The sequence below is a fragment of the Bradyrhizobium diazoefficiens genome (assembly GCF_016616885.1).
Lineage (GTDB): Bacteria > Pseudomonadota > Alphaproteobacteria > Rhizobiales > Xanthobacteraceae > Bradyrhizobium > Bradyrhizobium diazoefficiens_F.
On sequence record NZ_CP067102.1, the window covers coordinates 7,896,138 to 7,920,442 of the forward strand.

The window sequence follows — 24,305 nt, forward strand, 5'->3', positions numbered from 1 at the left end:
CGTCATTCCGGGGCGATGCGAGGCATCGAACTACGGTGCGCAGTTGCGCACCTGAGAATCTCGAGATTCCGGGTTCACCCTTCGGTGCCCCGGAATGACGGCAGAAATCGAAGGACGTTGATGACCTGACAAGGCTGTTCATGACGAGCATCATGTAACAACCCGGACATCGAAAATCATTTCGACCTGGATCGAAGTATTGACGTTGCTGACAGGCTCCCGCCAACTCAGATCGCGTCCGGGAACTCACCCATCGCCGCCGCAAGCCGCGCCCTGCGGCGGCGGGCCCAGGACGCCAGCGAGAGCGCGACCAAACCGAGCGCGACCGGGGGGAACACCACCATGTTCACCGCGGACCAGCCGTAATTGGCGAGCAACTGGCCCGATGAGAACGAGCCGATCGCCATCATGCCGAACACCAGGAAATCGTTGAACGCCTGCACCTTGTTGCGCTCCTGCGGACGGTGCGTCTCCAGCACCAAAGCGGAGGCGCCGATGAAGGAGAAATTCCACCCCACACCCAGCACGATCAACGTCGCCCAGAAATGCATCGCGGTGATGCCGGAGAGACCGATGCCCGCGGCGCCGGCTTCCAGCAGCAGTCCGGCAGCGACGACCTTGGGTGCGCCGAAGCGGGCGATCAGCGCGCCGGTGAAGAAGCTCGGCCCGTACATCGCGACGATGTGCCATTGAATGCCGAAATTGGAATCGGACAGGCTGAGGCCACACAGCTTCATGGCGAGCGGCGCCGATGTCATCACCAGATTCATCATGGGATAGGAGATGACGCCGCACAGCGCGGCGGCGATGAAGCGCGGCTGGGTCACGATGGTGAGCAGCGGGCGTCCGCCATGCAAATCGGCCAGCGCCGGCTTCGGCATGTCGACGCCGGCGACGATGCCCATCGCGATCAGCGCGACGGCCGCCTGCACCAGGAAGCTGAAGGCGAACAGATAAGGCGACCAGATGTCCATGGTCCATTGCACCAGCTGCGGACCGAGCACACCGGCGAACACGCCACCCGCCATCACCCACGACACGGCCTTGGGCCGGTAGGCCGCGCTGGCGCCGTCGGCCGCAGCAAAGCGATAGGATTGCGCCACCGAGCCGTAGAGGCCGCCGAGGAAGGTCGCGAGACAGAACAGTGCGAACGAGGCGTGCAGAATCGCGAACGAGCCGATGAGACCGGTGAGCGTGCCGAGGCCGGTGCCGATCACAAAAGCCCAGCGGCGACCGAAGCGGCGCGAGATCGCGCCGGTCGGCAGCGTGCCGGCCGCAAGCCCGACGACGTACATCGACAGCGGCACGGTCGCGAGCGACATGTCGGGTGCGAGCGTGGCGCCGACGATCGAGCCCGTGGCAAAGATCACCGCCGAGTTGGCGCCGGTCAGCGCCTGGGCCGCGGCAAGGCGCACCACATTGCCGCGCACGCGGACGTCGGCGGCAATCTCATTGGCTGAAGTCACATCTAACATCGGCATTTCCGCCCGCAGGGTCTTTTAACTAAAAGCCTTGGTGATTCGCGGCACTATGGAGGGGCACGGGAGGGCGGGCAACCGACGCAAACGGGCGCAGGCCATGCCTCTGACGCAATCGGGCCGATGATACCCGGCCCGCGCTCTTGACGGCTTGCGCTCGATCAAATCCTATCCGGCGCGACCTCAGGGAGTTTCGTTCATGCCCGTCGACAACAGGCCTACGCTCAGCGCTCCCGACGACGATCCCTGGCTCTGGCTGGAGGAGGTCGAGGGCGCCCGCGCGCTCGATTTCGTCGAGCAGCAGAACCGCCTGACGCTGGACAGATTCGGCGGCGCGGCGTTCGAACGCGACCGTGACGCGCTCGCGGCGATCTACGATCGCCCAGACAACATTCCCTATGTGGGACGTCGCGGCGGCTATCTCCACAATCTCTGGAAGGACGCTGGCCATCCGCGCGGCCTGTGGCGGCGGACCACGATGGCGGAGTTTCGCAAGCCCAATCCAGCCTGGGAGATCATGCTGGATATCGACGAGCTCGCGGCGAGCGAGGGCGAAGACTGGCTGCTGAGCTCGATCAGTTCGCTGCCGGGCAGCTCGCGGACCATTCTGAGCTTCTCGCGCGGCGGCAGTGACGCCGTCACCTTGCGGGAGTTCGACGCGGAGACGAAGAGCTTCGTTGCAGGCGGCTTCACGCTGCCGGAAGCCAAGGGCGGCGTCGACTGGCTCGATCCGGACAATTTGCTGCTGTCCAGCGCTTACGGCGATGGCATGGTGACCAGCTCCGGATATGCGAGGACTGTCCGCCTTTGGCGGCGCGGCGAGCATGTGGATCAGGCGCAAGTGCTTCTCGATACGACGCCCGATCATACGGGTATCCATGGCGGCGCCGACGACACTGGTGCGAAACCGCGCGCCTGGATCATCGACCAGATCGACTTCTTCAATTACGGCATCTGGCTACGCGACGAAGCCGGCACCACGACAAAACTCGACTTGCCGACCGGCATCTGGATGCAAGCGCATGGCGACTGGTTCGCGATGAAGCTGCGCGCAGCCTGGTCAACTGAAGGTCGAACTTATGCAGCCGACGCCGTGCTCGGCATTTCGCTCTCGGCATTCCTCGCCGGCAGCCGCGATTTCGCGATCCTGTTCGAGCCCGGACCGCGACGCGCGTTGCAGGGATTCTTTTGGACCGCCGGCAAGCTGGTGCTGTCGATCCTCGACGAGCTCAAGCCGCGATTTGAGACTTGCACGCCATCCGCCACGGTCTGGAGCCGCGAGACGCTCGGCGGCCTCCCCGAAATCGGCGTCGTCGATGTCTGGCCGCTCGATCGCCATTCGTCCGAGAGCAATGGCGACCTGCTCGCCAATGTGCAGGACCCGCTCACGCCGCCGTCGCTGCTGTTGATCGAGCGCGGCGTCGAAAGCCCGACCGTGCTGAAGCAGGCGCCGAAGACGTTCAACGCGGACGGCCTCGTGGTGACCCAGCACGAGGCGATCTCGAGCGACGGCGAGCGCATTCCCTATGTCCAGACCGGCCCGGCAGGCGAGACCGGCGATGCGCCGGTCTACATGAGCGCCTATGGCGGCTTCGGCCTCGCGGTGAAGCCTTATTACAATTCGTCGCTCGGCAAGTTGTGGCTGGAGCGCGGCGGCACCACGGTGCAGGCCAATTTGCGCGGCGGCGGCGAGTTCGGCACGCGCTGGCACGATGCCGGCCGTTTCGCCGGCAAGCAGCTGTCGCATGATGATTTCGCGACCGTCGCCGCCGATCTCGTGCGCCGCGGCGTCACGACGCCAAAGCGCATCGCTGCGCAAGGCGGATCGAACGGCGGCATCCTCATCACCAACATGCTGGTGCGCTATCCTGAGCGCTTCGGCGCGCTGTTCTGCACCATCCCGCTGATCGACATGCGCCGCTACACAAAGTTGCTCGCGGGCGCGAGCTGGATCGCGGAATATGGCGACCCCGACAAGCCCGAGGAATGGGATTGGCTCAAGACCTACTCCGCCTATCACAACGCAAAGCCCGGCCAGCCCTATCCGCCGATCCTGATCGCCACGACGCGGCGCGACGACCGCGTCCATCCCGGCCACGCGCGCAAGATGGCGGCCAAGCTGCAGGCGATGGGCTACGAGGCCTGGTTCTACGAACCGGCCGCCGGCGGCCACGGCTACGGCAAGGACAACAAGGAGCGCGCCGGCTTCGAGGTGCTCGGCTTTCAGTTCTTGAAGGACAAGATCGGCTGGAAGGACAGCGAGGCCTGACGGCCTCGCGCCTCAGCCGCGCGCAAACACCAGCGTCAGATTGTTCGCGGGCATGTCGATGGCATCGATGAGGCGAAGCCCCGCACCGCGCGCCAGTGTCTCGACGTCGCCGACGTCGCGCACGCCCCAATCGGGATTGCCTTCGCGCAGCGATGTATCGAACACCGCGTTGCTGAGTGCGGTGTGCTTGCCATCGCGCTTGAACGGGCCGTAGAGGAACAACTGGCCGTCGGACCGCAAGTAGCGGCCGGCGCCGGCGAACAGGCCTTCGGCCACGGTCCAGGGCGCAATGTGAATGACATTGGCGCAGAACACGGCCGCGAGATTGTTCGGCCCCTGCCCGCTCTTCATCGCCGGGCACCAGTCGGGATCGGACAGATCGATCCGCAACGGCGAGCGGATGTTTGTCAGGCCCGAATGCACGCGCCAGGCCTCGATGCTCTTCACATGGCGTTGGTTGAGGTCGCTCGGCCACCAGACCAGATCGGGCGTATGGCGGGCGAAATGGACCACATGCTGGCCGGTTCCACTGCCGACCTCAACCACGTCGCCCGACCGCCCAGCGAGGTGCTTTTCGAGCGCCGCCCAGAGCGGCTCGTGATTGCGATGGAAGGCCGGCGCATCGAGACGGCCGTCAGATTCGACCCTCCCGCCGTCCTTGCCAAATTCAACGACATATTCAGCCAATTCATGTCCCCGGAAAACGAGAAAGCAGACGAAAACGCAACACGGGCCAAACGCCCCAAACAAGTGCCTGACAAGACCGGCTTGATGAACAATCTATCCTTTCAGTTGCAATGCGGAAGATATTAACGCCATTTTGCGCCCTGCATAGTCTTGATTGTCAGGGCACGCCCTTTGTGCTTTTGAACACCATCTTTTGCAGACATCTTTTGCAGACATCTTAAGCCTCGGAACGACGCCTTGACCGCCTTTCCTCGCAAGCCCGCCCTGCTCCTCGCGCTGGTCGTCCTCACGGGCCTCGCTGCGCCCCCGGCGTGGGCACAGTCAACGATCGCCGAGGGCCAAAAGCTTGCCTTCGACCGCGGCAAGGGCAATTGCCTGACCTGCCACGTCATCAAGGGCGGCGATTTGCCGGGCACGATCGGACCGGAGCTGAAGGACCTCAAGGCAAAATACCCCGACCGCAACGAGCTGGTCGCGATCCTGTTCGACGAGACCAAGCGCAACCCGCAGACCATGATGCCGCCGTTCGGCCGCAACCGGCTTTTGACCGACCAGGAGATCAGCGCGATCGTTGATTTCCTGCAAACGCTGTAACGGTGGGCCCAGGAGACCTGAGATGACCACACATACCGGCCCTCATCCGACGCGGCGCCTGATCCTTCAGGGCGCGGTGTCGGTCGCGTTGATCGGCCTCGGCAATCTGCCATTTGCGCCCGTGCGCGCCGCGGCCAATGACAAATATCCGGAAGCGGCGTTCAAGCTGAAGAACGAAGCGGATGCGATCAAGGCGCTCTATGGCAGGACCGCCGAGCCGTCCGACAAGATCAAGCTCGACGCGCCCGAGATCGCCGAGAATGGCGGCGTGGTGCCGATCTCGGTAGCGACGACGCTCGACAAGGTCACCTCGATCTCGTTCTTCGTGGCCGAGAACCCGAACGCGCTGGCGGCGTCCTACACGTTTCCCGACGGCACGATCCCCGCTGTCGCCAACCGCCTGAAGATGGCGAAGACCAGCAACATGACCGCAATCGTGGAATCCGACGGCAAGCTCTACAGCGCGACCAAGGAAGTGAAGGTCACCGTCGGCGGCTGCGGCGGCTAGGGGAATCAAGATGGCATCCAGCATTCGCGTACGCGCAACATCCAACGGCGACATCACCGAGGTGCAGACGTTGATCCAGCACCCCATGGATACCGGCCTCGTCAAGGACGCCAAGGGCGAGTTGATCCCTGCGCATTACATCCAGGCACTGAAGTTCGCATGCAACGGCAAGGACGTCTTCGTCGCCAATTGGGGCACCGCGATCTCCAAGGACCCCTACGTCAAGTTCAGCTTCAAGGGCGCCAAGAAGGGCGATGATTTGAAGATCTCCTGGACCGACAACAAGGGTGGGTCCGACGAGACCACGGCGAAGATCGCGTGATGAAGGCCCGCACCTCCCTCCTGCTTGGCTCGCTGAGTGCCGCGCTGGTCGCGTTCACGCTCACCTCTCCGCGCGTGGCCGCGGGCGACAAGGTCGATCCCGTCGCTGACGCCAAGGCGTTCCAGAACTTCTTTTTCCAGAAGTTTCCGAACGTGAAGCACGAGGACTTCGTCAACGGTCCCTATTCCATGAACGAGGACATGAAACGGCAGTGGCAGGAGAAGGAAGAGTTTCCGCCTTACGAGTTTGCGCTCGATGCCGGCAAGGAGATGTTTTCGACGCCGTTCAAGAACGGCAAGACCTACGCCGATTGCTTCCCGAATGGCGGCATCGGCATCCGCCAGAACTATCCTTACTTCGATACGAAGGAAGGCAAGGTCGTCACGCTGGAACTCGCGCTCAACCGCTGCCGCGAGGCCAATGGCGAGGCGCCCTACTCTTACGTCAAGGACGAGATGGCCTCGCTCACGGCCTACATGGCCTTCACCTCGCGCGGCAAGCCGATGGACATCAAGATTCCCGATGATCCCAGCGCGCTGGAAGCGTTCGAGAACGGCAAGCGCTATTTCTACACCCGCCGTGGCCAGCTGAATTTCTCCTGCGCGAGCTGCCATGTGCAGAGCCCGGGCGAGCGCATCCGCGCGGAAGTCCTGGCGCCGGCGCTCGGCATCCTGAACGCCTTGCCGATCTACCGCTCCGAATGGAGTGGCATGGGCACCACCAGCCGCCGCTTCATCACCTGCAACAGCCAGACCCGCGCGGTTCCGCTGGAGCCGCAGGCAGACGAATATCGCGACGTCGAATATTTCCTCTCCTACGTCGCCAACGGCCTGCCGATTTCGGGACCGGGAGCGCGGCCATGAAGCGGTCACTTCCTATCGCCATGTTGCTGGCCCTGAGCTTCGCGCCGATGGCGCGCGCGGCGACCGAGGCAGACTACAAGGCGGCCTATGCTGCCGCGGAGGCTGCCTCCAAGGAGGCAGCCGGCATGCGCAACCAGTGGACCACGACCGTCTCGACGCTGGCGGCCGCCAAGAAGGCGGGCGATGGCGGCGATTTCGACCGCGCCGTGGCCGCAGCCAAGGAAGCTGAAGCACTGGCGAAAGCATCGATTGTCCAGGCGACCTCTGAAAAAGAAGCCTGGAAGGCGATGGAAATCCGCTAAAGTAAGCTTGGTGGGAACCGTCGAACTGCCGTCAAGAGGCGCGGAGAATGTGAAAATGGCGATCCGCCGCCGCGATTTCCTGAGGAGCTCAGCCGTTGCTGCCGCATCGCTTGCGCTGCCACGGTTTGCGCGCGGCGCAGAAACCGCGAGCATTTACGACATCGAGCGCTTCGGCAACGCGCGGATCCTGCATCTCACCGACACGCATGCGCAGCTCAATCCGGTCTATGTCCGCGAGCCCAGCGTCAATATCGGTATTGGCGAGATGGCTGGACGGCCGCCGCATCTGGTCGGTCGCGCTTTCCTGGAGCACTTTGGCATCCGGCCCGACAGCGCCGACGCCTATGCTTTCACCTCTGTCGAGTTCGAGAAGTCGGCCGGCCGTTTCGGCAAGCTCGGCGGCTTCGCTCATCTGAAGACGCTGATCGACCGCCTGCGCAGTGATGTCGGCGAGAAGCATGCGATGCTGGTCGACGGCGGCGACCTCTGGCAGGGCACCGGCCTCGCCAACATCATGCAGGGTCGCGACATGGTGGAGGTCGCCAATCTGCTCGGTATCGAGGCGATGACCGGGCATTGGGAGTTCACCTATGGCGAGCAGGCGCTGCGTGACAATCTCGAGCACTTCAAGGGCGCGTTTCTGGCGCAGAACGTCTTCCTGACCGAGGAAGCCGCGTTCAACGACGCCCTCGCCTTCGACAAGGCGACGGGGCGCGTGTTCAAGCCATCGACCATCAAGGAGCTCGGTGGCCATCGCGTCGCAATCATCGGCCAGGCCTTTCCTTACGTGCCGATCGCGCATCCCAAGCGATTCACGCCGGACTGGACCTTTGGCATTCGCGAGGAAGAGCTGCAGAAGCATGTCGATGCGTTGCGCGGCGTCGACAAGGTCGATGCGGTCATCCTGCTGTCGCACAACGGCATGGACGTCGACCTCAAGCTCGCAACCCGCGTCACCGGCATCGATGTCATTCTCGGCGGCCACACCCATGATGCCGTGCCGCAGCCAATTCTCGTGAAGAACGCGGGCGGTACGACGCTCGTCACCAATGCCGGCTCCAACGGGAAGTTTTTGGGCGTGCTCGATCTCGCGCTCGACAAGGGCAAGGTCGGCGACGTCAGGTACCATCTGCTGCCGGTCTATTCCGAGCTGCTGAAGCCCGATCCTGCAATGGCCGAGCTGATCGGAAAGCTGCGCGCGCCGCATGTGACCGACTGGTCGGAGAAGATCGCAACGCCCGACCGCCTGCTCTATCGCCGCGACAATTTCGCCGGCCCCGTCGACGAGCTGATCTGCACCGCGCTACGCACCGAGCTCGACGCCGAGATCGCGCTGTCGCCGGGCTTTCGCTGGGGCGTCACCGCGTTGCCCGGCCAGCCGCTGACCATGGAGGATGTGCTCGCGGAGACCGCGATCACCTATCCCGAGACCTATATGCAGGAGATGACTGGCAGTCAGATCAAGGACGTGCTGGAAGACATCTGCGACAATCTCTTCAACGCCGATCCCTATTACCAGCAGGGCGGCGACATGGTGCGCGCCGGCGGGCTCAGCTACGCCTGCAGCCCTACCAACGCGATCGGCAGCCGCATCTCCGAGCTCAAGCTCGCCGACGGCAAGGCGCTCAGCGCCGTCAGGCACTACAAGGTCGCGGGCTGGGCCTCGGTCAACGGCCAGCAGGGCGCGCCGGTGTGGGACGTCGTCGGCAAATATCTGCGCTCGGGCCGGATGCTTCAGGAGCGGCTCGGCACCGGCGTCACGCTGAAGGGCGTCGACGGCAATCCAGGCGTCGCAGGATAGAGATGATGCGGTTGCAAATCTTTCGCGCAATGCTGCTGGCGCAGCTCGTCTTGGTCGCGCCGACGTTGGCTTCTGCGCAGCAAGTGCCGCTCCAGGACAAGCCATTCGCCGAGCACAAGATCGTGCTGCAGCTCTCAGATGGCGATGCCAGGAAGCAGGCGCTGGTGCTGAGCGTCGCCAACAATCTTCTGAAGGCCTACGCCCCCGACAAGATCGCCGTGGAGGTCGTCGCCTTCGGCCCCGGCATCGATTTGCTGCTGTCCGGCAGCGAGCGCCGCGAGCAGGTCGAGAGCCTGATCGCGCAGGGCGTGCGTTTCGATGTCTGCCTCAACACGGTCGACACGATCGAGCGGGAGACGGGCAAGCGGCCGGAGTTCATTCCGGCGGCCACGCCGGTGCAGGTGGGTGTTGGGCAGATCCTGTTTCTGGCGGAGAATGGGTACACGCTGGTGAGGCCGTAGGGCCATCGCCGTCATTCCGGGGCGATGCGAAGCATCGAACTAGGGTGCGCCCTTGCGCACCTGAGAATCTCGAGATTCCGGGTTCGGCTCTACGAGCCGCCCCGGAATGACAGCTGACCCAACAATAAGAATCTTCTAAATTTTCTTGTTTTCACAGTGGATTGCTTCTCCTTATAGTCTCTGGCGTAGTAGAATCCTCGAAGTCAATTCACGCCGGGTCCTGCCATGATCTTCCGCCAGCTCTTCGACAGCGTTTCGGGCACCTACAGCTACGTTCTTGCCAGCCGCCCCGGCGGCGAGGCGCTGATCCTTGATCCCGTGCTGGAGAAGGTCGACCGCTATTGCCAGCTGCTCCGCGAGCTCGACCTCAAGCTGGTCAAGGCGGTCGACACCCATCTGCATGCCGACCACGTCACAGGCCTCGGCGAGCTGCGCGATCGCACCCATTGCATGACGGTGATGGGCGACCAGACCAAGGCCGACGTGGTGGCGATGCGCGTCGCCGACGGCGACAAGGTGACCATCGAAGGTCTCTCGCTCGATGTGATGTACACGCCGGGCCACACCGACGATTCCTATTCCTATCTGATGGGCGACCGCGTCTTCACCGGCGATACGCTTTTGATCCGCGGTACCGGCCGCACCGATTTCCAGAACGGTTCTTCGCGCGCGCAGTACGAGTCAATTTTCAATCGGCTGCTGAAGCTGCCGGATGAGACGATGGTCTTCCCGGCGCATGACTACAAGGGCGACACTGTCTCCACCATCGGCGAGGAGAAGCGCTACAATCCGCGGCTGCAGGTGCGCTCGGTCGACGAATATATCGAGCTGATGGCGAACCTGAAGCTGCCCAATCCGAAGATGATGGACGTGGCGGTGCCGGCCAACATGCGGGTCGGCCTGCATCAGGAGGAACTGGAGAAGGAGGGCCGCGCGCTTAGCGCGGTCGAGGCAATCCGCTCGCTCGGCCGGCCCGATATTCTGCTGGTCGATCTGCGCGAGACCAATGAACGGATGAAGCACGGCATGCTCGAAGGCGCACTGCACACGCCCTATCCGAGCGTCGAGGAGAGCCTCAAGCCCGGCGGCATGCTGCGCGAGGTCGCCGCCGCGACGGGGCGCCGCGTGGTTTTCTTCTGCGCCTTCGGCGAGCGCTCGGCGATGGCTGTCGCCGCCGCCAAGGAGGCCGGCCTCTCCAACACCGCCCACATCGCCGGCGGCATCGACGCCTGGAAAAAGGCGGGCGGGCCGGTGGTGCACATCTGACGATTTCGTTGCCGGTCCTTGAGATAGGTCAGGAACCGCATAGATCTTCGGTCTAGAAGCGGATGACGCATCACCATCCGGGATTAGCCATGGCCAAGATCGGGAACAAGACCGCCAAGCCCAGCGAGCCGCCGAAACAGGTGGCCGACAAGGCGAAAAAGCCGAAGCCTCCGCGCGGTGTCGACGACGATTGTGAAGACGGTGACATCGCCACGCCGAAGCGCGATCGTTATGGGACTGATGACGAGCCGTTGTGAGAAGGACGCGACGCTGACCTCGTCCTCCGCTGTCGTCCTGGCGAAAGGCCGGGACGACGTTGGGGAGGCATCACGCGTCACCCGCACTACCTGCCATGCGCCTGCGTTCATGGACAAATAACCGCTGTCCCCGATAGTTTGCGCGCCTCCAGGGAGTGAAACGGAACTGCGATGGTCGACGTTCTCGCCGCACCGCAACAAGGCAAGGCGGACAGCGCGCTGCGCACGCTGACCGGGATTTCGATCGCGCATTGGGTCAGCCATTTCCATCTGCTGGTCCTGCCGATGCTGTTCCCGTTCCTCAAGAGCCAGCTCGGCGTCGGCTATGTCGAGCTCGGCTTCGCGCTGACCGTGTCGGCCGTTGTCTCCGGGCTGACGCAGGCACCGACCGGCTATCTCGTCGACCATTTTGGCGCGCGCAAAATCCTGCTCGGCGGACTGACGCTCGGCGGGCTCGCGCTGATCATGCTCGGCCTGTATCTGAGCTACGCCTCGCTGATCGCCTGCGCCGTGTTGCTTGGCCTTGCCAACAGCGTCTATCATCCCGCCGATTACGCCATTCTGGCCGAGCATATGGATGAGGCGCGGATGGGCCGCGCCTTCTCGGTCCACACCTTTGCCGGATATTTTGGTGGTGCCGTTGCGCCGGCGATCGTCGCCGCGCTGATCACGGTGTCCGGCGGCGTTGGTGCGCTGCTCGCATCGGGCGCGATCGGCGTGCTGGTGGCGCTGCTGCTGGTCGCCATGAACATTCCCGATGCCGGCGCGCACAAGGTCAAGCCGGGCAATACGAAGCTGCCGAAACAGGCCGTCATCACGCCGGCGCTGATCACGCTGACCGCGCTGTTCATGCTGCTCAGCCTGTCGGTTGCCGGCATCAACAATTTCGGCGTGGTGGCACTGATGAGCGGCTACGGCGCAACCTATTCCATCGCCAACGTCGCGCTGACCGCCTTCCTTGGCTCCAGCGCCGCGGGTGTGCTCGCGGGCGGCTTCCTCGCCGACCACACCGAGCGCCACGGCTATGTCGCCGCCGCCTGCTTTGCCGCGAATGCGGCCATCGTGCTGCTGATCGCGCTGGTCACGCTGCCCGGCTGGGCCCTGACCGCGACGATGGCGAGCGCGGGCTTCCTCTCCGGCGTGATCGCGCCGTCGCGGGACATGCTGGTGCGCAACGCAGCGCCTCCCGGCGCCGCCGGTCGCGCCTTCGGCATCGTCTCCACCGGCTTCAATCTCGGCGGCATCGTCAGCCCGCTGCTGTTCGGCTGGATCATGGATCAGAGCGCGCCGCACTGGGTGTTCGGCGCCTCCGTGATCTTCATGGTCGCGACCGTGGTGCTGTCGCCGTTCACCGAGCGGAAGCCGCAAGCCAAGGCATAGCTACAAAGCTCAAGGCGTAGCTACAAAGCTAAGGTGTCGTCCCCTGATTGCTGCTTACGTCGGCGACACCGCGCCCTTCAGTTCAGCCGACCGCGGAGCCGCACCGCGCGTCAGGCGGGCCTTTTCCGTATTCGGCCAGAGTAGCAGCAGGCCGATGACGCCGGAGCTGACCATCACCGCAGCATTGATGGTGAAGCCGGTCATGTAGCCGTCGAGCATGCTGCCGGCGCGCTGGATCACGCTGCCCATCACCATCGGTGCGATGATGCCCGAGAGCGTATAGAGCGCGCCATAGATCGCGAGGACCGCGCCGCGTTGCGAGGCCGGAGTGAACTCGCCGAGCATCGGCGGGCACACCACATAGATCGAGCTGCACAGGCCCGGGCCAATCACGAGCATCGCGATCTTCAGGCCCACGCCCGGGACGTGCGGCATCAATGCGAGGACGAGGCCGCCGATCACCAGCGGCACCGAGCCAAGTACGCCGCGGGCCACACGGGTGGTCGAACGCCGCGCCATCATGACCTGCGAGATCCACCCGGTGAGGATGACGATGAAGGCGCCGAACATCCAGGGCAGGATCGAGATGAAGCCCGCATCACTCTGCGAGAAGCCGAGGCCCTTGACGATGAACGGCGTGAACCAGGTGAGCCCGAGCGACAGCGCCCAGTAGGCGCCGAAGGTTGCGAACACGCAGCCAAGGAAGGTGCGCGAGGTCAGAAGCTGAATGTAGGGAATTTTCGTCTCGGTGGCCGCGAGGACCCGCGTGTCCTCGAGCGGACCTTCCTTCCCGAGCGCCAGCCAGGCACAGACCCAGATCAGGCCGACGACGCCGAGCGCGCCGAAGGCATAGTGCCAGGAATGATTGACGATGACCCAGTTGAGCGCCGGCACGGCCAGGATGACGCCGAACGCCGAGCCCTGCAACAGGAGCGCCGTCGGCAGCGCGCGCTTCTCGTCCGGGAACCATTTGTAGATGGCATGCGTGGCGACCGACGCCGCTGGCCCCTCGCCGGCACCGAGCACGATGCGGCAGATCAAGAGCGTGGTGAAGGAGACGCTGCCGACCATCGGAAATTGCGCCAGCGCCCATATCACCGCCAACGTCAGCAGCACCCAGCGCGTCGCCACCTTGTTGACGATGAAGCCGACCACGACGGCCGAGATCGAGAACAGGAAGAAGAACGAGGAGCCAAGCAGGCCGAACTGCTCCGGCTCGAGCTTCAAATCGGTCATGATCGGCACGCCGGCGAGGCCGACGACGATCTTGTCCGCGAAGTTCACCACCATGAAGAGAAAGAGGAGAAAAGTGACGGTCCAGGCGCCCCTCGGCGTTTGCTTGGATGCCCCTGCCGTCCTAGCCGCCGCGGACGGCGTTCCCTGAGCGCTCATCATTCTCCCCGTATGTCTTTTCGGCACTTTTGATTTGGCCGTCTTGGGAGCTAACAACGGCTTGAACGGCAACGCAACCCCGGCATTTCCACGACAAGTGTGCTACGCAGCATTAAGTTAAATTCCGTCCGGCGCATTGATCTTGCTGAGCATCCGAAACCTCTCAAAGACCTTCTCCTCGGCCGCCGAGCCGGTCCACGTGCTGCGCGGCGTCGACTTCGACCTGAAGGCCGGCGAGCGCGTTGCGCTGACCGGCGAATCCGGCAGCGGCAAGAGCACGCTGTTGCACCTGGTCGCCGGGCTCGATGCCGCCGATGGCGGCACGATCCGGCTGGGAGAGACCGAGGTTACGAAGCTCTCCGACGCGGGCCGCGCCGAATTGCGGCGCGACCGCATCGGCCTGGTTTTTCAGCAGTTCAACCTGATCCCAAGCCTGTCGGTCGCCGACAATCTCGCCTTCCAGGCGCGGATCGCCGGCCGGCATGATGCAGGCTGGACCAAGGAGTTGACCGAACGGCTCGGGCTCGGCGGCCTGCTCAAGCGCTATCCAGAGCAATTATCAGGCGGCCAACAGCAGCGGGTCGCGATCGGACGGGCGCTGGCGACCAAGCCATCGCTGCTGCTCGCGGACGAGCCGACCGGCAATCTGGACGAAGCCACCGCCGACGATGTGCTGGCGCTGACGCGCGACCTCGTCGCGCGCACCGGCTGCGGCTTCCTGATGGTGACGCACAGCCTGCATCTGGCCGGCACGCTCGACCGTCACATCATCCTCCATGCAGGGCGGATCACATGAGGCGCGCGCTGTGGGTGCTCGCGGTGCTACTCAGCCATTGGCGACGGCACCGGATGCAGTTCGCGACGCTTCTGATCGGGCTGATCGCGGCGACCGCGCTGTGGAGCGGGGTGCAGGCGATCAACCAGCAGGCCCGTAGCGCCTATGACCGCGCGGCGGCGACGTTTGGCGGTGTCCGCACGGCCACGCTGGTGGCGCCCAATGCGGCGACCTTCCCGCAAGACCTGTTCATAAAACTCCGCCGCGCGGGCTGGCCGGTCTCGCCGGTGCTGGAAGGCCGGGTCCAGATCAATGGACGATCAATCCGGCTGCTCGGCATCGAGCCGGTGACGCTGCCGGTCGATGTCGGCAACGCGCCGCGCCTCGGTGCTGCAGACTTAAGCAGTTTTGTTGCCGCGCCCGGCCAGACGCTAGTGGCGCAGGAGACGCTGAACGATTTGCGCGAACAAGACGGTGCGACGCCCTCGATCAGCAGCGGCGCAAAACTACCGCCGCTGCATGTACAGCCGCAGCTCGTGCCCGAGGTGCTGGTGGTCGACATCGGCGTGGCGCAGCGACTGCTGAACAAGCCGGACCAGCTGTCGCGCCTGCTGATCGGCAAGGCGAAGGGCAAGCCGGCGCCACTGCAGAGCGTCGTCGGCGACCAATTGCAGCGGATAGAGCCGACCGCAGAGACCGAGCTGGAACGGCTGACCGACAGCTTCCATCTCAACCTCACCGCCTTCGGCCTGCTGTCGTTCTTCGTCGGCCTCTTCATCGTCAATTCGGCCGTCGGCCTCGCCTTCGAGCAGCGGCTGCCGATGCTGCGCACCTTGCGCGCCTGCGGTGCCTCGGCACGGCTGGTCAACAGCGTGCTGGTGATCGAGCTGGTGGCGCTGGCGCTGATCGCCGGCCTGATCGGGCTCGTCTGCGGCTATGTCATCGCGGCGACGCTGTTGCCCGATGTAGCGGCCTCGCTGCGCGGGCTCTATGGCGCGCAGATTCCGGGGCAGCTCACGCTTAGACCTGAATGGTGGCTCGCCGGCATCGGCATCAGCGTTGCCGGTGCGATTGTGGCAGCGGCGACCAGCCTGATCAAGGCGATCAGGATGCCGGTGCTCGCGACTGCGCAGCCGCAGGCCTGGCAGCAGCGGCAGCGCCGCTGGCTGATCCTGCAAAGCGTTGCGGCCTGCGCCGTGTTCGCGGTCGCATTGTTGTTGCTGGACTACGGCCAATCGCTGATCGCGGGATTTGGCCTGCTGGCGGCGCTGATGCTCGGCGCGGCGCTGATCCTGCCGGCCTTCCTCGATATCCTCCTGCTCGCGGGCCAGCGCTTAGCGCGCCGGCCGCTGGCGCTGTGGTTCTGGGCGGACAGCCGCCAGCAGCTCTCCGGCTTGTCGCTGGCGCTGATGGCGCTGTTGCTCGCGCTGGCCGTCAATGTCGGGGTCTCCACCATGGTGGAAACCTTCAGCCGCACTTTCATCGGCTGGCTTGATGGACGGTTGGCCGCCGACGTCTACATCAGCGCCGCCGACAATGTGCAAGCGATCGCGATCCGCAACTGGCTGAAGGACCGCAGCGAGGTGCAAGCGATCCTGTCGGGCGGACGCGCAGAGACGCAAGTGCAGGGCCAGCCGGTGGAGTTGCTCGGCCTGCCCGATCACGCGCTCTATCGCGAGCGCTGGCCGCTGCTGGAAACCGCGACGCGCGCCTGGTCCCAACTGGTGCCGGGCAACGCCGCCTTCATCAGCGAGCAACTGAGTCGCCGCCTCAACGTCCGCGTCGGCGATGTCATCGAGGTGCCGGCGCCGGGCGGAGCCTGGGAGCTCGACATCGTCGGCATCTATGCCGATTACGGCAACCCCAAGGGGCAGCTCGCGGTGAACGTCGCTGCGCTGATCCGGCAGTTTCCACAAACGCCGCAGACGCGGATCGGACTGATCGTGCCGCGCGACAAGATCCCCGGCTTGATCGCAGCACTGCAGAAGCAGTTCGCGCTCGATGACCGCGCCGTGGCCGATCAGGCGACGGTGAAGGCGGAATCCATCCGCATCTTCAATCACACCTTTGCGGTGACGTCGGCGCTGAATGCCTTCACGCTCGGCGTCGCCGGCATCGCACTGCTGACCAGCCTGTTGACGCTGGCGAACTCCCGCCTGCCGCAGCTTGCGCCGCTCTGGGCGATCGGTATCACCCGGCCGCGCCTTGCCGCGATCGAGCTGACCAAGACGCTGTCTGTTGCGCTGTTCACCTCGCTGCTGGCGGTTCCGCTCGGGCTGCTGGTGGCGTGGTGCCTGATCGCGATCGTGAATGTGAAGGCGTTCGGCTGGCGGCTGCCGTTCCATGTCTTCCCGCTGCAACTGGTCGAGCTGGTCGCCGTCGCGCTGATCGCCTCGCTGCTGGCCGCGCTGTTGCCCGTGTTGCGATTGGCGCGGATGCAGCCGGCGAGCCTCGTCAAGGTGTTTGCCAATGAGCGCTGACAAACTCTCGCGACGCGCCTTCGCCGGCAGTATCGCCGCGCTCGCGCTCTCGCGCCGCGCCAGCGCGCAAGGCTATGCCGGGCTCGGCGAGGGCGCCGACGGCTTTGCGAAGGTGACGCCTGGAAAGGTGTTTACCTTTCCCGCTGATCACGGGCCCCATCCGGATTTTCGCATCGAGTGGTGGTATCTGACGGCGAACCTCGTCGACAGCAGTGGTGCGGCATGTGGGCTGCAATGGACGCTGTTTCGCCAGGCCGCAAAGCCGGGACCGCAAGCCGCGGGCTGGGCCAATCAGCAAATCTGGATGGCGCACGCCGCGGTGACGTGTGCAGATACCCACCGCTTCAACGAGCTGTTCTCACGCGGCGGCATCGGTCAGGCCGGTGTCGAGGCTAAGCTGTTCGCGGCCTGGATCGACGATTGGGAGATGAAGGGTTCGGAGCGCACCGACGATCGCACCCTGTCGCCGGTCACGCTGAAAGCGTCCGGCACTGATTTCAGCTACGCGCTCACGCTTGATGCGGATCGCCCTGTGGTCTTGCAAGGCGACGGCGGCTACAGCCGCAAGTCCGAGCGCGGACAAGCCTCCTACTATTACAGCCAGCCGTTCTACCGTGCGCGCGGCACGCTCACCATCGACGACAAGTCGGTCGATGTATCCGGCCAGGCCTGGATGGACCGGGAATGGAGCAGCCAGCCGCTCGACGCCGACCAGACCGGCTGGGACTGGCTGTCGCTGCATCTTTCCTCCGGCGACAAGCTGATGCTGTACCGGCTACGCCAGAAGGACGGCAAGGATTATCCGTTCGGCAACTGGATCAGCGCCGCAGGCGAGACGCAGATGATTGCAAGCGGCGATATCCAGATGAGTCCGAAGGCCACGGCCGAGGTTGCGGGCCGCAAGCTGCCGGTGGAATGGCAGATCGCGATCCCGTCACGTTCGTTCTCGATTTCCTGCAAGCCGCTCAATCCCCGGGCGTGGATGGGGACCGGCTTCTCCTATTGGGAGGGACCGATCAGCTTTGCCGGCACGCATGACGGTGTTGGCTATCTCGAGCTGACCGGCTATTGAAGCGCGACCTGCTCGAAGGAATCAGCGATGTACTACCTCACCGCTCTCGTCACGTTGCTGGCGCTTGCATTTTATTTCTTTACCTGCATCAACGTCTCGCGGTCGCGGACCAAGACCGGCGTCAAGGTGCCGGCGATGTCGGGCCATCCGGATTTCGAGCGCGCCTTCCGCATCCAGATGAACACGCTGGAATGGATGCCGATCTTCCTGCCGTCGCTCTGGCTGTTCGCGAGCTATATCAGCGACGCCATCGCGGCCGGCATCGGTGCAGTCTGGATCATCGGCCGCATCGTCTATTTCATCGGCTATTCGCAGGCCGCCGCCAAGCGCGGCCCCGGATTTGCGATCCAGGCGATTGCGGCGATTGCGCTGTGGGCGGGGGCGCTGGGGGCGGTGGTGTTAAGGTTGGTGTGAGAGGGATTTCTCAGCCGTCATTCCGGAGCGGCGAACCCGGAATCTCGAGATTCCGGGTTCGATGCTTCGCATCGCCCCGGAATGACGCTACGCCCTACTTCGTCAGCGGGCAGCCGCTTTCCTTGGCGGTGAAGAAGGCCTGGTCGCCGGGCACCACGGCAAGCTGCTTGTAGTAGTCCCACGGCTTCTTCGATTCCGAGGGCTTCTTGACCTCGAACAGATACATGTCGTGGACCATGCGGCCGTTCTCGAGCACCTTGCCCTTGGCGAAGGCGTCGTCGACCGGTAGCTCCTTCAGCTTCTTGGAAACGGCTTCGGCGTCCTTGGTGCCGGCGGCCTTCACCGCCTTGAGATAACTCAGCGTCGCCGAGTAGGTGCCGGCGTGGATCATGCTCGGCATCCGCCCGGTGCGCTTGAAGAAGCGCTCGGAGAAGGCGCGCGTGGTGTCGTTCTGATCCCAATAGAAGCCTTCGGTCAGCACCAGGCCCTGCGCGGCCGGAAGTCCCAGACCGTTCACCTCAGCGATTGTCATCAGAAGGCCGGCGAGCTTCTGGCCACCCTGGACGATGCCGAATTCCGCGGCCTGCTTGATCGAGTTGGTGGTGTCCTGGCCGGCATTGGCGAGGCCGACGATCTTTGCCTTCGAGCTCTGCGCCTGGAGCAGGAAGGAGGAGAAGTCCGACGAGTTGAGGGGAACGCGAACCGAACCGAGCACCTTGCCGCCGCTGTGCGTGACGATCTCGCTGGTGTCTTTCTCGAGCGCGTAGCCGAACGCATAGTCGGCGGTGAGGAAAAACCAGCTGTCGCCGCCGGCCTTGGTCAACGCACCGCCGGTGCCGACCGCGAGCGCGTGGGTGTCGAACGCCCAGTGAAAGCCATAGGGCGAGCACGCAGAACCGGTGATGCTCGACGTGGCCGCACCGACCACGATGTCGATCTTCTTCTTTTCCTTCGACAGGTCCTGTACGGCGAGCGCTACCGACGACGTCGTCAGCTCGGTGATCATGTCGACATTGTCGGCGTCATACCAGCGCCGCGCGATGGAGGTGGCGAGATCGGGCTTGTTCTGGTGATCGGCGGTGATCATCTCGATCTTCTGGCCGAGCACCTCGCCGCCGAAATCCTCGATCGCCATCTTGGCCGCTTCGACCGAATATTTTCCGCCGTAATCGGCATAGACGCCGGACTGATCGTTCAGGATACCGATTTTGACGCCTTGCGCGGAGGCCGGCGCGGCCAGCAACAAAGCCGACGTTGCGACAGCGGCCAAAAGTGCTGATTTCATCTTTTAACTCCCAGCAGTGTTCTGTTTTGAAATCGCGCGGATACTAGTGAAGAACGGCGCGCGTGCCCATCGATTTTGCGTAGACCGTTAGTATGGCGGGCCGTGCCTCAAAAACCGTCGTCCTGGACAAGCGCAGCGAAGCGGAGCGCCGAGCCAGGACGACGCTGGGGCGGCGTTAAGCCACCCCCTGCGGCTTCTTCTCGTTCCGTCCTTCCGCCAGGTTCCGCACCACCACATAGAAGATCGGCGTGAACAGCAGGCCGAACAGCGTGACGCCGATCATGCCGAAGAACACGGCGACGCCGACGGCTTGACGCATCTCGGAGCCTGAGCCGGACGAGATCACCAGCGGCAGCACGCCGAGGATAAAGGCGAAGGACGTCATCAGGATCGGTCGCAGTCGCAACCGGCAGGCCTCGATCACGGCCTCCAGACGTGGCTTGCCTTCCTTCTCGATGTCGCGCGCGAACTCCACGATCAGGATCGCGTTTTTCGCCGCTAACCCCACCAGCACGACAAAGCCGATCTGGGTGAGGATGTTGACATCCTGCCCCATGATGCGGACGCCGATGGTGGCGGCGAGCAGGCACATCGGCACGATCAGGATCACCGCGAACGGCAGCGTCCAGCTGCCATATTGCGCCGCAAGCACGAGATAGACGAACAGCACGCAGATCGGGAACACGTAGAGGCCGGCATTGCCGCCGGTGACCTGCTGATAGGACAGATCAGTCCATTCGAACGTGAAGCCGCTCGGCAGGGTGTCGTCGGCGAGCTTCTTGATAGTATTAAGGGCGGTGGTCGAGCTCGTGCCCGGCGCCGGCTCACCCTGAAGCTCGGACGCGGCGTAGAGATTGTAGCGCGCGACGCGGTCGGGGCCGGAGACGTCCTTGAAGTCGACCACGCTGCCGAGCATCACCATGTCGCCGGAGGCGTTGCGCGTGCGCAGCCGCGCCAGATCGCTCGGCTCTTTGCGGAACGGGAAATCGGCCTGCGCGGTGACGTGATAAGTGCGACCGAACAGGTTGAGGTCGTTGACATAGGTCGATCCGAAATAGGTCTGGATCGTGTCGTTGATGTTGGCGATGGGCACGCCGAGCTTCTGCGCCTTGGTGCGGTCGATATCGACGAAGAGCTGCGGCGTGTTGGCTGAGAACGGCGAGAACACCGAAGTGAGGCTCGGCGATTTTCGCGCAGCCGCGACGAGCTCGTCGGTCGCCGATGCCAGCAGCTCCGGCCCGCGGCCTTGGCGATCCTGGATGCGGATGGTGAAGCCACCACCGGTGCCGATGCCGGGCACGGCCGGTGGCGGGATGACGATGATGAAAGCACCCTGGATTGCCAACAACCGCTTGCGCAGCTCCGCGGTGATGGCATTCGCGGTCAGCCCCTTCTTCAGCCGGACTTCAGGCTCGTCGAACACCGGGAACAGCGCCGCCGCATTCCCGGCCTGGGTGCGTGTGGCACCTGAGAAGCCGGCGAAGGCAGCGACGCGGATGATGCCTGGCGTATCCAGCGATATCCGCTCGATCTCGCGCACGACCTCGGTGGTGCGCGCCAGCGATGCCGCGCCCGGCAATTGCACAGATATGATGACGTAGCCGCGATCCTGCGCCGGAATGAAGCCCTGCGACGTGGTCCCGATCAGCCAGCCGGCGCTGCCGATCAGCACAACATAGATCAGCAGCATCACTACAGAGTGCCGGATCACAAAATTGGCGGCACCGGCATAGCCGTGCGCCAGCCGGTCGAACACGCGATTGAAGGCGCCGGTGAAGGCACCCCACGCCCGTGCGATCAGATTCCAGGCGGCGGGCGGCCGCTTCTCCTCATGAGGGACGAGTATCTGCGAGGCCAGCGCCGGCGACAGCGTGAGCGAGCAGAAGCAGGAGATCGCGGTCGCAACCGCGATCGTAACAGCGAATTGCTGGAAGAACTGCCCGGATATGCCGCCGAGGAACGCCGTCGGCACGAATACCGCACACAGCACCAGCGCGATCGAGACCAGCGCGCCGCCGACCTCCTCCATCGTCTTCAGTGCCGCATCGCGCCGGCTGAGGCCGTGCTCGAGATGCCGCTCGACATTCTCGACCACGACGATGGCGTCGTCGACCACGATGCCGACGGCAAGCACCAGCCCGAACAGCGTGAGATTGTTGATGGAGAAGCCGAGCGCCGCCATCACCGCAAAGGTGCCGACCAGCGACACCGGAATCGCGATGATCGGAATGATCGCCGGCCGCCAGCCCTGCAGGAACACCAGCACCACGATCACCACGAGCAGCATGGCCTCGTAGATGGTCTTGATCAGCTCGTGAACGGACTGCGCGATGAACTCGGTCGGGTTGTAGCCGATATTGTAGTCAAGCCCCTTCGGAAAGCTCTCCTTGAGCTTCGTCATGGTGTCGGAGATGTTTTTCGCCGTCGCGAGCGCATTCGATCCCGGCCGCTGCGTCACCAGCATGGCGACCGCGGATTTGCGCAGCAGGAAGCTGTTGGTGGAGTAGGCCAGCGCGCCGAGCTCGATGCGCGCGACGTCGCGCAGCCGCACCGTGCGGCCGTCGGAGCCGGCCTTGATCAGGATGTCCTCGAACTGCCTCTGGTCTTTCAACCGCCCTGTGAAAACCAGGTTCGGCTGAAAGGCGCGATCGGCGATCGGCGGCTCGGCGAGCTGGCCGCCCGCGATCTGCACGTTTTGCGCACGGATCGCGGCCAGCACCTCGGTCGAGGTCAGGCCGAGATTGGCGATGCGGTCAGGATCGAGCCAGAGCCGCATCGAATAGTCGCGCGCGCCGAAGATCTGGATGTCGCCGACGCCGTCGATGCGCAACAGCTGGTCGCGGACCTGGAGCAGCGCGTAGTTGGAGATGTAGAGCTGGTCGAACGTGTCGTCGGGCGACAGCATGAACACGACCATCAAAATGTCGGGCGAGTTCTTGCGGGTGACGACGCCGTTGCGCTGCACCTCGTCCGGCAGTTGCGGCTGCGCGATCGCGACGCGGTTCTGGACCAGTACCTGGGCCTTGTCGAGATCGGTGCCCAGCTTGAAGGTGACGGTGATGGTGAGCTGGCCGTTCGAGGTCGCCTGGCTGTAGAGATACAGCATGTCCTCGACGCCGTTGATCTGCTGCTCGATCGGAGCGGCCACGGTGTCGGACACGGTTTGCGCCGAGGCGCCCGGATATTGCGTGGTGACGACGACGGTCGGCGGCACCACTTGCGGATATTCGGAGATCGGCAGCGTCGAGTAGGCGAGCGCACCGACGATCAGGAGCACGATCGACAGCACCATCGCCAGGATGGGCTGGTTGATGGAGAGACGGCCAAGATTCATGACTTGTCACCAGCCTTGGTACCAGCCTTGGCACCGGCCGGCGCTTGAGCAGGAGACGGGGCGACCTTGGCGCCGACGCGGGCGCGCTGGATGCCGTTGACGATGACGCGGTCCTCCGCCGTCAGCCCCTCGCGGATCACGCGCAGGCCGTCATCGAGCGGCCCCGGCACCACGGGACGCGCCTCGACGGTGTCATCCGGCTTCACCACGAACACGATCTTGCGGGACTGGTCGGTCGCGACGGCAACGTCGGGAACCAAGAGCGCCTCGTACGGCGCGCTGCCGATCAGGCGGACGCGGCCGAACTGGCCGGGCAGGATCGACAGATCAGTGTTCTTGACCACGGCGCGGCTGCGCAGCGTGCCGGTGGAAACATCGAGGCGGTTGTCGAGGAAGTTGATGGCGCCGTCATGCGACGGCTTGGTCTCGCCGGCCAGCGTCACCTGCACCGGGTTCGCGGTGTCGCGCGAGCTCGGGCGCTTACCCTCGAACCAGAGCTTGCTGTATTTGATGAAGGTCGTCTCATCCATGTCGAAATAGACGTAGATCGGGTCGAGCGCGACGATCGAGGTCAACAGGGTCGAGGTGCCGGTGTCGCTGCCTTGCACCAGATTGCCGGGGCTGACGAGATGGCGGCTGACGCGGCCGGTGAGCGGCGCGGTGACATGGGTGAACTCGATGTTGAGCCGGGCGGCCTTCAGTGCCCCCTCGGCTTGGGTCTCGGCGGCGTGCGCGGCCTGCAAGGCCTGGCGGCGCTGGTCGACGACCTGCTCGGACACCGCGCTGGTCTGCACCAGGTTCAGGCCGCGGTCGAGCTCGCGCTTGGCGAGCTCCACCTTGGCGCGCGCATCGGAGAGCTGACCGTCCGCCTGCTCGGCCACGGCCTCGAACGGGCGTGGGTCGATGACGTAGAGGAGATCCCCGGCGTGCACGATCGCACCGTCCTGGAACTCGACCGAGTTGACGAAGCCGCCGACGCGGGGCCGCACCTGCACCTCCTCGACCGCCTCGAACCGGCCGGTGTACTCGTCCCAATCGGTGACGGTGCGCTTGACCGGCTGCGCAACGGTCACCGGGGGAGGCGGCGGTGCTGCCGCTTGCGAGGCCGGTTGTCCGCAACCGGTGAGCGCGAACGCGGCTGCGAGAAGGCCGGCTATGGCGTAAGGCCGGGGCTGAACGAAATCGTGCGTTTTGACAAATTGCTCGCTTCCGTCCGGTCCAGTCATCCCAGGTCCTCGCATAAAAGCCGCGGAAATAGCAGGGTACGCCCGTACCCGCGGGCGCCACAAGATGGGTTGAGAAGATGAACTCTTCAAGACCAAAGCGCGCGCGGTGTTCAGGGAATGCCCTGGCCGGATGGCGGGT

General features: G+C 64.4%; 21 protein-coding genes. 15 read left to right on the forward strand and 6 right to left on the reverse strand.

Annotated features, from left to right (window positions below; all coding sequences use genetic code 11):
- Nucleotides 1–227: 227 nt before the first annotated feature.
- Entirely contained in the window at nt 228–1,475 is a 1,248-nt protein-coding gene (locus JJC00_RS36905; RefSeq protein WP_200470614.1) for an MFS transporter, read from the reverse strand.
- 202 nt (nt 1,476–1,677) lie between these two features.
- Between JJC00_RS36905 and JJC00_RS36910 the strand changes: the two genes are divergently transcribed.
- The gene (locus tag JJC00_RS36910) at nt 1,678–3,747 is read left to right on the forward strand and encodes a prolyl oligopeptidase family serine peptidase (RefSeq protein WP_200470615.1); all 2,070 of its coding nucleotides are present in this window, start codon (nt 1,678–1,680) and stop codon (nt 3,745–3,747) included.
- Nucleotides 3,748–3,759: 12 nt separating this feature from the next.
- Here the strand turns inward: JJC00_RS36910 and JJC00_RS36915 are convergent, their stop codons facing one another.
- Nucleotides 3,760–4,434 carry a DUF938 domain-containing protein gene (locus tag JJC00_RS36915; protein WP_200470616.1) on the reverse strand — a complete coding sequence of 225 codons (675 nt, stop codon included), beginning with the start codon at nt 4,432–4,434 and terminating at the stop codon, nt 3,760–3,762.
- A gap of 237 nt (nt 4,435–4,671) precedes the next feature.
- On the opposite strand from JJC00_RS36915, the gene soxX reads away from it, so the two are divergent.
- From soxX to JJC00_RS36965, 10 genes are all read left to right on the forward strand, one after another.
- Nucleotides 4,672–5,028 carry a sulfur oxidation c-type cytochrome SoxX gene (gene soxX / locus JJC00_RS36920; RefSeq protein ID WP_200470617.1) on the forward strand — a complete coding sequence of 119 codons (357 nt, stop codon included), beginning with the start codon at nt 4,672–4,674 and terminating at the stop codon, nt 5,026–5,028.
- A gap of 22 nt (nt 5,029–5,050) precedes the next feature.
- Nucleotides 5,051–5,536, forward strand: coding sequence for a thiosulfate oxidation carrier protein SoxY (gene soxY / locus JJC00_RS36925; RefSeq protein WP_200470618.1), 486 nt, complete (start codon nt 5,051–5,053; stop codon nt 5,534–5,536).
- Between the two features lie 10 nt (nt 5,537–5,546).
- The gene (gene soxZ / locus JJC00_RS36930) at nt 5,547–5,858 is read left to right on the forward strand and encodes a thiosulfate oxidation carrier complex protein SoxZ (protein ID WP_200470619.1); all 312 of its coding nucleotides are present in this window, start codon (nt 5,547–5,549) and stop codon (nt 5,856–5,858) included.
- Nucleotides 5,858–6,721 (forward strand): sulfur oxidation c-type cytochrome SoxA, encoded by an 864-nt coding sequence (gene soxA / locus JJC00_RS36935; protein WP_200470620.1) that lies wholly within the window; start codon nt 5,858–5,860, stop codon nt 6,719–6,721. Before soxZ ends, soxA begins: the two co-directional genes overlap by 1 nt.
- Nucleotides 6,718–7,023: a hypothetical protein gene (locus tag JJC00_RS36940; RefSeq protein ID WP_200470621.1), complete on the forward strand. Its 306-nt coding sequence runs from the start codon at nt 6,718–6,720 to the stop codon at nt 7,021–7,023. Before soxA ends, JJC00_RS36940 begins: the two co-directional genes overlap by 4 nt.
- 55 nt (nt 7,024–7,078) lie before the next feature.
- Entirely contained in the window at nt 7,079–8,824 is a 1,746-nt protein-coding gene (gene soxB / locus JJC00_RS36945) for a thiosulfohydrolase SoxB (protein WP_200470622.1), read from the forward strand.
- Nucleotides 8,825–8,826: 2 nt separating this feature from the next.
- A complete protein-coding gene (locus tag JJC00_RS36950) occupies nt 8,827–9,285 on the forward strand; it encodes a hypothetical protein (protein ID WP_200470623.1) in 459 nt (152 codons plus the stop codon).
- 225 nt (nt 9,286–9,510) lie between these two features.
- The gene (locus JJC00_RS36955; protein ID WP_200470624.1) at nt 9,511–10,551 is read left to right on the forward strand and encodes an MBL fold metallo-hydrolase; all 1,041 of its coding nucleotides are present in this window, start codon (nt 9,511–9,513) and stop codon (nt 10,549–10,551) included.
- A gap of 89 nt (nt 10,552–10,640) precedes the next feature.
- Nucleotides 10,641–10,808 (forward strand): hypothetical protein, encoded by a 168-nt coding sequence (locus tag JJC00_RS36960; protein ID WP_200470625.1) that lies wholly within the window; start codon nt 10,641–10,643, stop codon nt 10,806–10,808.
- A 171-nt stretch (nt 10,809–10,979) separates the two neighbouring features.
- On the forward strand, nt 10,980–12,188 hold the full coding sequence (locus JJC00_RS36965; protein ID WP_200470626.1) for an MFS transporter: 1,209 nt from the start codon (nt 10,980–10,982) through the stop codon (nt 12,186–12,188).
- A 54-nt stretch (nt 12,189–12,242) separates the two neighbouring features.
- Here JJC00_RS36965 and JJC00_RS36970 read toward each other — a convergent pair whose 3' ends face one another.
- Nucleotides 12,243–13,580 carry an MFS transporter gene (locus JJC00_RS36970; protein ID WP_200470627.1) on the reverse strand — a complete coding sequence of 446 codons (1,338 nt, stop codon included), beginning with the start codon at nt 13,578–13,580 and terminating at the stop codon, nt 12,243–12,245.
- Between the two features lie 142 nt (nt 13,581–13,722).
- Between JJC00_RS36970 and JJC00_RS36975 the strand changes: the two genes are divergently transcribed.
- Genes JJC00_RS36975 through JJC00_RS36990 form a run of 4 tightly spaced genes read left to right on the forward strand, consistent with a single transcriptional unit; the run spans nt 13,723 to nt 18,321 of the window.
- On the forward strand, nt 13,723–14,376 hold the full coding sequence (locus JJC00_RS36975; protein ID WP_200470628.1) for an ABC transporter ATP-binding protein: 654 nt from the start codon (nt 13,723–13,725) through the stop codon (nt 14,374–14,376).
- Nucleotides 14,373–16,835, forward strand: coding sequence for an ABC transporter permease (locus tag JJC00_RS36980; RefSeq protein ID WP_200470629.1), 2,463 nt, complete (start codon nt 14,373–14,375; stop codon nt 16,833–16,835). The genes JJC00_RS36975 and JJC00_RS36980 overlap by 4 nt, the downstream gene beginning before the upstream one ends.
- Nucleotides 16,825–17,907, forward strand: a complete 1,083-nt coding sequence (locus tag JJC00_RS36985) for a lipocalin-like domain-containing protein (protein WP_200470630.1) — start codon at nt 16,825–16,827, stop codon at nt 17,905–17,907. The genes JJC00_RS36980 and JJC00_RS36985 overlap by 11 nt, the downstream gene beginning before the upstream one ends.
- Before the next feature lie 27 nt (nt 17,908–17,934).
- The gene (locus JJC00_RS36990) at nt 17,935–18,321 is read left to right on the forward strand and encodes an MAPEG family protein (protein WP_200470631.1); all 387 of its coding nucleotides are present in this window, start codon (nt 17,935–17,937) and stop codon (nt 18,319–18,321) included.
- Between the two features lie 94 nt (nt 18,322–18,415).
- Here the strand turns inward: JJC00_RS36990 and JJC00_RS36995 are convergent, their stop codons facing one another.
- From JJC00_RS36995 to JJC00_RS37005, 3 genes are all read right to left on the reverse strand, one after another.
- Nucleotides 18,416–19,606, reverse strand: a complete 1,191-nt coding sequence (locus JJC00_RS36995; protein ID WP_200470632.1) for an ABC transporter substrate-binding protein — start codon at nt 19,604–19,606, stop codon at nt 18,416–18,418.
- Nucleotides 19,607–19,781: 175 nt separating this feature from the next.
- The gene (locus tag JJC00_RS37000) at nt 19,782–22,940 is read right to left on the reverse strand and encodes an efflux RND transporter permease subunit (RefSeq protein ID WP_200470633.1); all 3,159 of its coding nucleotides are present in this window, start codon (nt 22,938–22,940) and stop codon (nt 19,782–19,784) included.
- Nucleotides 22,937–24,166: an efflux RND transporter periplasmic adaptor subunit gene (locus JJC00_RS37005; RefSeq protein WP_200470634.1), complete on the reverse strand. Its 1,230-nt coding sequence runs from the start codon at nt 24,164–24,166 to the stop codon at nt 22,937–22,939. Before JJC00_RS37005 ends, JJC00_RS37000 begins: the two co-directional genes overlap by 4 nt.
- Between the last annotated feature and the right edge of the window lie 139 nt (nt 24,167–24,305).